This window comes from Geobacillus sp. LYN3 (genome assembly GCF_003064505.1).
Lineage (GTDB): Bacteria > Bacillota > Bacilli > Bacillales > Anoxybacillaceae > Parageobacillus_B > Parageobacillus_B toebii.
Window position 1 is genome coordinate 699572 of the sequence record NZ_QCWL01000001.1, and the last position, 8546, is coordinate 708117.

General features: G+C 40.6%; 9 protein-coding genes and 1 pseudogene. 6 read left to right on the forward strand and 4 right to left on the reverse strand.

Features of this window, described 5'->3' with window-relative positions; translation table 11 throughout:
• Nucleotides 1-247 precede the first annotated feature (247 nt).
• Nucleotides 248-2182 carry an ABC-F family ATP-binding cassette domain-containing protein gene (locus DCC82_RS03680; protein ID WP_097354040.1) on the reverse strand — a complete coding sequence of 645 codons (1935 nt, stop codon included), beginning with the start codon at nt 2180-2182 and terminating at the stop codon, nt 248-250.
• Between the two features lie 124 nt (nt 2183-2306).
• Between DCC82_RS03680 and moaC the strand changes: the two genes are divergently transcribed.
• The 4 genes from moaC to tatC are packed head-to-tail and all read left to right on the forward strand — an operon-like array spanning nt 2307 to nt 4393.
• The gene (gene moaC / locus DCC82_RS03685; RefSeq protein ID WP_012748974.1) at nt 2307-2828 is read left to right on the forward strand and encodes a cyclic pyranopterin monophosphate synthase MoaC; all 522 of its coding nucleotides are present in this window, start codon (nt 2307-2309) and stop codon (nt 2826-2828) included.
• On the forward strand, nt 2818-3474 hold the full coding sequence (locus tag DCC82_RS03690) for a redox-sensing transcriptional repressor Rex (protein ID WP_062677489.1): 657 nt from the start codon (nt 2818-2820) through the stop codon (nt 3472-3474). Before moaC ends, DCC82_RS03690 begins: the two co-directional genes overlap by 11 nt.
• Nucleotides 3471-3626 carry a twin-arginine translocase TatA/TatE family subunit gene (locus DCC82_RS03695; RefSeq protein ID WP_012748976.1) on the forward strand — a complete coding sequence of 52 codons (156 nt, stop codon included), beginning with the start codon at nt 3471-3473 and terminating at the stop codon, nt 3624-3626. The genes DCC82_RS03690 and DCC82_RS03695 overlap by 4 nt, the downstream gene beginning before the upstream one ends.
• A 20-nt stretch (nt 3627-3646) precedes the next feature.
• Nucleotides 3647-4393: a twin-arginine translocase subunit TatC gene (gene tatC, locus DCC82_RS03700; RefSeq protein WP_097354041.1), complete on the forward strand. Its 747-nt coding sequence runs from the start codon at nt 3647-3649 to the stop codon at nt 4391-4393.
• Nucleotides 4394-4407: 14 nt separating this feature from the next.
• On the opposite strand, the gene DCC82_RS03705 is transcribed toward tatC, so the two are convergent.
• Both DCC82_RS03705 and DCC82_RS03710 read right to left on the reverse strand, forming a co-directional pair.
• Nucleotides 4408-4590: a YdiK family protein gene (locus DCC82_RS03705; protein ID WP_012748978.1), complete on the reverse strand. Its 183-nt coding sequence runs from the start codon at nt 4588-4590 to the stop codon at nt 4408-4410.
• A 4-nt stretch (nt 4591-4594) separates the two neighbouring features.
• Complete coding sequence (locus DCC82_RS03710) at nt 4595-5329, reverse strand: CPBP family intramembrane glutamic endopeptidase (protein WP_097354042.1); 735 nt, start codon at nt 5327-5329, stop codon at nt 4595-4597.
• 279 nt (nt 5330-5608) lie between these two features.
• Here DCC82_RS03710 and groES point away from each other — a divergent pair, with 279 nt between their 5' ends.
• Entirely contained in the window at nt 5609-5893 is a 285-nt protein-coding gene (gene groES / locus DCC82_RS03715; RefSeq protein ID WP_043903404.1) for a co-chaperone GroES, read from the forward strand.
• An 82-nt stretch (nt 5894-5975) separates the two neighbouring features.
• Nucleotides 5976-7595 carry a chaperonin GroEL gene (gene groL, locus DCC82_RS03720; RefSeq protein WP_012748981.1) on the forward strand — a complete coding sequence of 540 codons (1620 nt, stop codon included), beginning with the start codon at nt 5976-5978 and terminating at the stop codon, nt 7593-7595.
• A 260-nt stretch (nt 7596-7855) separates the two neighbouring features.
• Here groL and DCC82_RS03725 read toward each other — a convergent pair.
• A pseudogene (locus DCC82_RS03725) lies at nt 7856-8428 on the reverse strand (cation:proton antiporter); the annotation flags it as partial.
• Nucleotides 8429-8546: the final 118 nt, after the last annotated feature.

An 8546-nucleotide genomic window follows, 5' to 3' on the forward strand; every position in this document is an offset into this window, starting at 1 on the left:
GAAGCAGTCAAACTTCTTTGGAAGCCCCCACTTCAAATTTTCGCTAGAAAATTAAGTGGGGGTAGTTCACTAGGGATGAAATAACCACAAATTTTTTCATATAAAAACGGCTTTTTTTGTGGATAATGTGGAAAAATCCGTGAATAACTTAAATTGTGGGAAAAAAATTGGGGATAAGTTTGTGGGTATGTGACTAACTAAAAAACATCCACGGGTATGCACAACCGTGGATGTTTTTTCGCAATTATTATTGTAATGTATGAAGTGTTTCCCATTCTTCTAGTAATTTTTCTAATTTTCCCTTCATTTCGTCACTCTCTTTTGTTAATTTTTGTACTTTCTCATGGTCTTGATAAATTTCTGGATCGCATAATTGTTCGTCGATGTATGCGATTTGCTGTTCTAATTCGCTAATTTCTGTTTCAATTTCTTCAATGCGCCGCTTGCGCTGTCGTTCTAGTTTTTTCGCCTCTTTTTCCTGTTCGTAGCTAAGTTTCGATGATGCCTCTTCATGAGAACGGCCTGTTTGTTTCTCGGAAGCGAGACGTTCTAGCTCCAGCATTTCCGCCTTTTTTGCGACATAGTAGTCATAATCGCCTAAATACTCGGTAATTCCGTCACTAGAAAGCTCATATACTTTCGTGGCAATTCGATTAATAAAATAGCGGTCGTGAGAAACGAATAAAATAGTTCCGGGATATTCGATTAAGGCGTTTTCGAGCACTTCTTTACTGTCTAAATCAAGATGGTTTGTCGGTTCGTCTAAAATAAGGAAATTGGCTTTTTGCATCATTAGTTTGGCAAGCGCCAGTCTCGCTTTTTCACCGCCGCTTAAGGCCGATACAGGTTTTAATACATCGTCTCCAGAGAATAAGAAACTTCCGAGCACGGTGCGGATTTCTTTTTCCGTTTTGTCAGGGTATTCATCCCAAAGTTCATCGAGCACGCGCTTATTCGAGGACAAATCGGCCTGGTTTTGGTCGTAATAGCCGATTTGCACGTTCGAACCGTAACGGAAATGTCCTGATTGCAGCGGAAGTTTGTTTACAATCGCTTTTAACAACGTTGACTTTCCGATTCCGTTTGGTCCGACCAAGGCGATGCTTTCACCGCGCGTGATGCGGAAACGAATGTTGCGAATGAGCGGCTTGTTCTCATCATATCCGACTGCGACATCTTCAGCGATTGATACGTCATTTCCGCTTTGTCGCTCGATGTCAAAAGAAAAGGAAGCAGATTTTTCATCTCCTACTGGTTTTTCTATTATCTTCATTTTTTCCAACTGTTTCCGCCGGCTTTGTGCACGTCTTGTTGTGGAGGCACGGGCAATATTGCGTTGAATAAAGTCTTGGAGTTTTGCGATTTCTTCTTGTTGTTTTTCATACAGTTTTCGTTCTCGTTCATATTCGGCTGCTTTTTGTTCTAAGTAACGGCTATAATTTCCTGTGTATCGTTTCAATGTTGTCCGTGACAGCTCATATACTTGGGTGACAACTTTATCAAGAAAGTAGCGGTCGTGGGATACGATAAGAATAGCGCCAGGATATGTTTGCAAGTATTGTTCGAGCCATGTTAATGTTTCAAGGTCTAAATGGTTTGTCGGTTCGTCCAAAATAAGCAAATCAGGCTTCATTAAAAGCAGTTTTCCAAGCGCCAGACGAGTTCGTTGTCCGCCGCTTAACGATTGAACGGGAGTCGTCATATAGTCATATTTCGCAAATTGTAAGCCGTGTAAAATCGAACGAATATCCGCTTCGTATTGATAACCGCCTTGTTCTTTATAGCGTTCTTGCAATGCATCATAATCTTTCAATAATTTTTCATAGCGGGAAGAATCGGCGATTAGATCAGGGTCTCCCATTTGCAGCTCCATCTGGCGCAATTGTTTTTCTATTGTTTTTAGAGGAGCAAATACTGTCATCATTTCTTCCCAAATGGATAAAGAGGAGTGTAGACCGCTATCTTGAGCAAGATATCCGATCGATACTTCTTTTGGTTTGATGATTTCTCCACTATCGTAAGACATCTCACCAGCAATAATTTTTAACAGTGTCGATTTTCCTGCTCCGTTTCTTCCGACGAGCGCAATCCTATCTTTGGATTGTATTTCTAATTTTATATTCGATAAAATAAGGTCAGCACCGAAATATTTTGTCAGTTGATTGACTTGCAAAATAATCATTGTTGTTCACCTCTCGTTTAACAATAATAGTGTAGCGTAATTTGTTTTCTTATCGCAATAAAACAAAACGATAAAAGACAGATGCCCAAAAATAGTGTATAGTTTATAAATGGAGGAGATATGCGTGTCATCATTTACGCATTTTAATGAACAAGGCCGTGCAAAAATGGTCGATATTACGGAAAAAGAGGATACCATTCGAGTAGCGGTAGCACAAACGAGCGTGACCGTAAATAAAGAAATTTACGAGAAAATGACAAATCGCATGATTGAAAAAGGGGATGTGCTTGCTGTTGCGCAAGTAGCCGGCATTATGGCCGCAAAAAAAACGTCTGATTTAATTCCAATGTGCCACCCTCTTATGTTAAAAGGTGTCGACATCCAATTTGCATGGCATGTCGAGGAAGAAAAAGCGCTTTACCAATTGCTGATCACCGTAACGGTAAAAACAAAAGGAAGTACAGGTGTGGAGATGGAAGCGCTGACGGCTGCTTCTGTTTGTGCACTGACCGTGTATGATATGTGTAAGGCGCTAGACAAAGGGATGGTGATTGGCCCAACCTATTTAGTGGAAAAATCAGGTGGGAAATCAGGCCATTATCAACGAGAAAACAGTAGTGTTGGGGGATTTGCGAATGAACAATGAACAACCAAAAATTCCGCAAGCAACTGCAAAACGTTTGCCACTATATTACCGCTTTTTGAAAAATTTACATGCTTCAGGAAAACAACGAGTTTCTTCTGCGGAATTAAGTGAGGCAGTAAAAGTTGATCCCGCGACCATTCGTCGTGATTTTTCCTATTTCGGTGCGCTTGGCAAAAAAGGATACGGATATAATGTCAATTATTTATTATCTTTTTTTCGCAAGACGCTTGATCAAGATGAAATTACCGAAGTGGCGTTATTTGGAGTCGGGAACTTAGGGACAGCGTTTTTAAATTATAATTTTACAAAAAATAATAATACAAAAATTGTGATGGCATTTGATGTCGATCAAAAGAAAGTAGGAAAAGAAGTTGGCGGTGTGCCAGTATATCATTTGGATGAATTGGAAAATCGCCTTCACGAAGGAATTCCTGTTGCGATTTTGACCGTACCGGCTCCTGCCGCTCAATGGATTACGGACCGTCTCGTTCAAAAAGGGATTAAAGGAATTTTAAACTTTACACCCGCTCGATTGAACGTACCGAAACATATTCGTGTCCATCATATTGATTTAGCGGTTGAATTGCAATCATTAGTCTATTTCTTAAAAAATTATCCGGCCGATAAAGGAGAGAATAAAAAGTGAAATATTTGTTAATTGTGCTTGTTATTTTATTATTGTTTGGAACGAAAAAACTTCCGGAGCTGGGCAAATCGCTCGGTCAATCGCTGCGGGAATTTAAGGATGCCACTAAAGGATTAACAGACGAGGATGAAAAAAAGCCAGACCAATTATGATTTGTTAGGATGATTGAAGTATGGACGATAAAGAAATGTCGGTGTATGAACACCTGGGAGAATTACGAAAGCGACTTATTATTGTTCTTGTGTTTTTTGTCATTGCCCTTATTGCTAGTTTCTTTTTCGTGGAGCCCGTCATTTTATATTTGCAACGAACAGACGAAGCGAAAGAACTAACGATGAACGCCTTTCGTTTAACAGACCCAATAAAAATTTATTTTCAATTTGCGTTTGTGATTGCGTTTATTCTTACCGCACCAGTTCTGCTTTATCAAATTTGGGCGTTTGTCAGTCCCGGGCTGTATGAAAAGGAACGAAGAATCACATTAAGCTACATTCCGATTTCGATCTTTCTCTTTTTAGCTGGCATTAGTTTTGCGTATTTCATCTTATTTCCTTTCGTCGTTCGTTTTATGCAAAATTTAGCGTCCCGTCTCGGTATTCATCAGGTGATAGGGATTAATGAATACTTTGAATTTTTGCTTCATCTGATCTTGCCATTTGGAATTGTATTTCAGCTGCCGGTAGTTGTGATGTTTTTAACAAGGCTTGGCTTGATTACACCGATGCTATTAATAAAGGTGCGCAAATATGCTTATTTAGCATTATTGATTTTAGCGGCGGTCATTACGCCGCCAGATGTGCTGTCACAAGTCATTGTTATGATTCCGCTTTCGATTTTATATGAAGTGAGCATTTGGATTTCGAAAATAGCTTATCGCAAAGCGCTATTGGCGCAGACGGAACAAGAAAACCTCCCGTGAATGCGGCGGGAGGTTCATTTTTTAAAGTAAAGTACTAACAGACGTATCGCAGTTCCAAAATCAAGCGTAGCTATTATCGCAAGAACGATCGTGAAAAAATTCCAAATGGTTTCATCCGCACTTTGAATCGACAAGTAAGTGAATAAGATGCCCATAAGGAAATAGAAAAAAGCGAATTGTAATGGTGACCTTTTCATCGTACTAAAAGCCTCCAATAATGAGTTGTATCTGTTCTGTTTGCCGCATCATTTTTTCTATCTCATCTGCAAATATCGTTTGTATTAATACGACGAACGTATTCATAGTGACGTGGGCAAAAATCGGAACGAAAATACGCTTTGTTTTCGCGTAAAGAAACGCGAAGGTAAATCCCATTGTCGCATACAGCAGCAAGTGTTCCAATTCCATATGGACAACCGCAAATAAAAGAGAACTAACTAGTGCGGAAATGAAGAAATTATATTTTTGATATAGTGTTCCGAAAATAATTTTGCGAAAAATAATTTCTTCTAAAATCGGTCCGATGATAGAAGTAACGACCATCAATAATGGGGTGACTCGAATCATCTCGACAATTCGTTTGGTATTTTCTGAACCGGGCTCGATGCCGAGCAAGCGCCATTCAATATTGGCGGCAATGCTTTGGGCAAACAAGGCTAAAAAGACGCCGCCAATGGCCCACATCCATGCCGTAGATAACGGAACGCTATAACGGGTGTGCCGCTGTTTTATATCTTCACGCAAGAAAAAGAGAATGATGAGAAAGGCGATGGAAAAGCTGATCACCGCCCAATAGCCAGAGGCGATCTCTGTTGCCACAAAGTCATTTTTTGCGTGTTTTCCAACACCGAGAAAATGCAACAATGGGACCCCTGCAATACCTGATAGCAGCATGATGACATACGTAATAATGACATACCAGTAGCGTCGTTTCAATGAAACTTACCCCTTTGCCGATAAAATAATATAGTGATACTTCCCGTATTGTAGCACATCTTCTATAAAAAATGACAAAAAAAGAATGGATTGTTGTTTAGGTTTGTGGAAATGTGAAATAATTAAAAAGGGCAGGAAACGAGAAAAAACATATTATTTTTTGGTGTTTCCCACTTGCAAAAAAAAGAGAAGTTCATTAATATTATAAGTGTGTTAGCACTCAGTTAAGACGAGTGCTAATAAGAACGGCAAAAATTATTATCAAGGAGGTTGTTTTCCGTGTTAAAGCCATTAGGTGATCGCGTTGTCATTGAAGTGATTGAAACAGAAGAAAAAACTGCAAGCGGCATCGTATTGCCAGACACTGCGAAAGAAAAGCCACAAGAAGGCAGAGTTGTTGCTGTTGGTAAAGGTCGCGTGCTTGACAGCGGTGAACGTGTAGCTCCAGAAGTAGAAGTTGGCGATCGTATTATCTTCTCGAAATATGCTGGTACAGAAGTAAAATATGATGGCAAAGAATACTTAATTTTACGTGAAAGCGATATTTTAGCTGTTATTGGTTAATATAGCGTTGATAACATAGATATGCAAAAATAATACTTAACAAAATACTTAACGATTCTATTTCATAAGGAGGTAACGGGGTATGGCAAAAGAAATTAAATTCAGCGAAGAAGCTCGTCGTGCGATGTTACGTGGTGTGGACAAATTAGCTGATGCGGTAAAAGTAACGTTAGGTCCAAAAGGCCGTAACGTTGTATTAGAGAAAAAATTCGGTTCTCCATTAATTACGAATGACGGTGTAACGATCGCGAAAGAAATCGAATTAGAAGATCCATTTGAAAACATGGGTGCGAAGCTTGTTGCTGAAGTTGCAAGCAAAACAAACGATGTTGCTGGGGACGGTACAACAACGGCAACAGTTTTAGCGCAAGCAATGATCCGCGAAGGATTGAAAAACGTTACAGCTGGCGCTAACCCAATGGGCATCCGTAAAGGTATTGAAAAAGCGGTCGCTGTGGCAGTAGAAGAATTAAAAGCAATCTCCAAACCAATCAAAGGAAAAGAATCGATTGCTCAAGTTGCGGCTATCTCTGCAGCTGACGAAGAAGTTGGCCAATTAATCGCAGAAGCAATGGAACGCGTTGGTAACGACGGTGTTATCACATTAGAAGAATCAAAAGGCTTCACAACAGAATTAGATGTTGTGGAAGGTATGCAATTTGACCGTGGTTATGTATCTCCATACATGATCACAGATACAGAAAAAATGGAAGCAGTGCTTGAAAATCCATATATCTTAATCACAGACAAAAAAATCTCTAACATCCAAGACATCTTGCCTATCTTAGAACAAGTAGTTCAACAAGGCAAACCATTATTAATCATCGCAGAAGATGTCGAAGGCGAAGCACTTGCGACATTAGTAGTGAACAAACTTCGCGGTACATTCACTGCCGTAGCAGTTAAAGCTCCTGGCTTCGGTGATCGTCGTAAAGCAATGCTTGAAGACATCGCAATCTTAACTGGCGGTGAAGTTATCTCCGAAGAACTAGGACGTGACTTAAAATCTACAACAATCGCATCACTTGGCCGCGCTTCAAAAGTTGTTGTAACAAAAGAAAATACAACAATTGTAGATGGCGCTGGCGACTCTGAACGCATTAAAGCTCGCATCAACCAAATTCGTGCGCAATTAGAAGAAACAACTTCTGAATTCGATCGTGAAAAATTGCAAGAACGTCTAGCAAAATTAGCTGGCGGCGTAGCGGTAATCAAAGTTGGTGCAGCTACAGAAACAGAATTGAAAGAACGCAAATTACGCATCGAAGACGCGCTCAACTCTACTCGTGCCGCTGTGGAAGAAGGTATCGTAGCCGGCGGTGGTACAGCATTAATGAACGTATACAATAAAGTTGCTGCGATTGAAGCAGAAGGCGATGAAGCAACTGGTGTGAAAATCGTTCTTCGCGCAATTGAAGAGCCAGTTCGCCAAATCGCGCAAAACGCTGGTTTGGAAGGCTCTGTCATTGTTGAACGCTTAAAAACAGAAAAACCTGGCATCGGCTTCAACGCGGCTACTGGTGAATGGGTAGACATGATTGAAGCTGGTATCGTAGACCCAACGAAAGTAACTCGTTCCGCACTTCAAAACGCAGCTTCTGTTGCCGCTATGTTCTTAACAACAGAAGCAGTTGTCGCTGACAAACCAGAAGAAAACAAAGGCGGCAACCCAGGCATGCCTGACATGGGCGGAATGATGTAATCCCTATAAAAAACAAGGAACACTGGGAGTGACCCCGGTGTTCCTTTTCTTTTTGGATAGAGGGAAGAGAAGAAACGGAGTCTACAGTATTTGCATAGAGAGGTCTTCTTTTGGAATGTAAACATCTTTTAGACCGATCGGTTGCATGAATACGTCCCTGAGTTGCCGCTTGTCCGGTAACTGAGCGTCCACTCGGGGGGGAAGCAAATAAGAGATGGATCTGAAGTAAGCGAATGGTAAAGAAGGCGTTGCAGATGCTATTATTTTTCCGCAGTTTCCAGTCGTTCCTTCTGCTTCTCTTTTATTACCTTCTTATCCCATTTAAATACTTTATTGAGTAGTTTATATATACTTTTACTTTCTTTGGCAAAGAGCGGCCCCAATATCGCGAGCATGAGAACGTAAAGTGCGGTAAAAGGAGTTAATATAGGGTTTAACCCCGCTGTAATCCCCAGATTCGCAACAATAATGGAAAATTCCCCACGCGCAGTGATCGTCAAACCAATGTTTGTAGAGGCTTTGTAGGACAATCCAGCCCTTCTCCCAGCGATCATCCCTGCGACGATATTTGCTATTAGAGTGACGATAACGGCCCCTAATGATAACCAAAACACATGAATTAAGGTTGACGGTTCAATACTCAAACCGAAACTAAAGAAAAAAATAGCTCCAAAGAAGTCACGGAATGGAACAACTAAATGTGCGATTCGATCACGGTGTTCCGTCTCCGAAAAGACAAGCCCGAGCAGTAAGGCTCCGATGGCTTCAGCGACGTGAATCGTTTCGGAAAAACCGGCAACAAAGAAGAGAGTAGCAAAGATGACGATGATAAACCCGTGGTGCTAGATAAAATCAGACAAGCATAAAAATAGCCCTTGTATGAGGATCTCCTTAAAATGAAAGTGCAATTAAATTTTCGATTTTAGTCGATTCGTATCGGATCACCGAGAT

Coding starts and splice junctions, on each gene's coding strand:
- DCC82_RS03680 (WP_097354040.1), bottom strand. CDS start 2,182: ATGATTATTTTGCAAGTCAATCAACTGACAAAATATTTCGGTGCTGAC.
- DCC82_RS03690 (WP_062677489.1), top strand. CDS start 2,818: ATGAACAATGAACAACCAAAAATTCCGCAAGCAACTGCAAAACGTTTG.
- tatC (WP_097354041.1), top strand. CDS start 3,647: ATGGACGATAAAGAAATGTCGGTGTATGAACACCTGGGAGAATTACGA.
- DCC82_RS03705 (WP_012748978.1), bottom strand. CDS start 4,590: ATGAAAAGGTCACCATTACAATTCGCTTTTTTCTATTTCCTTATGGGC.
- groL (WP_012748981.1), top strand. CDS start 5,976: ATGGCAAAAGAAATTAAATTCAGCGAAGAAGCTCGTCGTGCGATGTTA.